The organism is Tardiphaga sp., from assembly GCF_041424195.1.
Classification (GTDB): Bacteria; Pseudomonadota; Alphaproteobacteria; order Rhizobiales; family Xanthobacteraceae; genus Tardiphaga.
In genome coordinates, this window is record NZ_JBGMOE010000120.1 from 1 (window position 1) to 1,402 (window position 1,402).

The 1,402-nt window shown below is 64.9% G+C and carries 1 protein-coding gene; it reads left to right on the forward strand.

Translation table 11 applies throughout. The features are described from left to right. On the forward strand, positions 1 to 1,402 hold a 1,402-nt coding region (locus ACEK02_RS16470), incomplete at both ends, for a strawberry notch family protein (RefSeq protein ID WP_371422662.1).

A 1,402-nucleotide genomic window follows, 5' to 3' on the forward strand; every position in this document is an offset into this window, starting at 1 on the left:
GCGCCGCTATCCTTCCCGATCGCGTGGATACATCGAGCCGCGCCTGGGCGAAGGCAACCGAGGGCTGTGCGATCACGCTCCACGTCGAACTGCCCGCCAATGCCTATGCCAAACACGGCACCAGCCAGATCGTGAAGCTCATCGTTCTGGAAAAAGGCTTCCAGGATGACGTCGCCGTCGTTCGGTGCAACTCACTCGCCGAAGCGCTCGCGACGATCAGCGCTTCCGCGGCCAGCGTTACGGAAACCCCGAGACTCTCCCCAGCGCGCCTTGCACTAACCCGTGCGCGCGCATCCCTGCTCGGCGGTCTTTCGAGCAGACCCCGGCTTTCGGCCCCGATCGCGACGACCGCCCAATCTCTCAATGCGCTTGATATCGGCTACACCGTCTTTGCTGCACCCGTACCGACCGGTGAGGCGGTGGGGGTGTACCTGCCGTATCGGCCAAGCCGGATCGCCATTCCCTGTGCATCCGCGCATCCGACCGCTCTGGTGGAATCGATCGCCATGGGCTCGATTACGGCACCGCGGCCGTCTTACGTTCCGAAGCTGCCAGCCGGTGTAGTCGACAACCGGGTGCTGTCCGACGCTCAGCTCGAAACGCTGATCTACGCCGGTGACGCGTTCGAGCGCGACATCTCCGGTCTGTTCAAGGCGGCCGAGGAAGGGTTGTCGCTCGCGCCGGACCAGGACGGTCGCCCTTACCGGACCGGATTCTTCCTTGGCGACGGCACGGGTGCCGGCAAGGGCCGTCAGGTTGCCGCCATCATCCTCGACCAGTGGCTACGCGGGCGCCGCAAGCACATCTGGATATCTAAGACCGAGACACTGCTGGAGGACGCACGTCGCGACTGGACCGCGGTCGGCGGTCTCGCGCTCGACATCCAGCATCTCAATCAGTGGAAACTGGGCTCGGCCGTAGGCGCGGCCGAGGGTGTGCTCTTCCTCACTTATGCGACGCTCCGCTCCAACCGGGGGGACAAGGGTACTCGCCTTCAGCAGATCCTCGACTGGGTCGGCGATGATTTCGACGGCATGATGGTGTTCGACGAGGCGCACGAAATGGCGGGTGTCGCCGGCGGCGAAGGCCGTTTCGGCACCAAGGACGGCTCCGATCAAGGCATCGCCGGCGTGCGCCTGCAGAACCTGCTGCCTCGCGCCCGCGTCCTGTACGTGTCGGCAACCGGCGCGTCGGACGTCAACAATCTCGCTTATGCCACCCGGCTTGGCCTGTGGGGTCCGACCACCGCCTTCGCCGATCGCCGCGCATTCGTCGACAGTTTGCGGCGTGGCGGGATCGCGGCGATGGAATTGATCGCCCGCGACCTGAAGATGCAGGGCCTCTATGTCGCCAGGGCGCTCAGTTTCGCCGGTGTCGAATATGACATCCTCGAACATCGCCT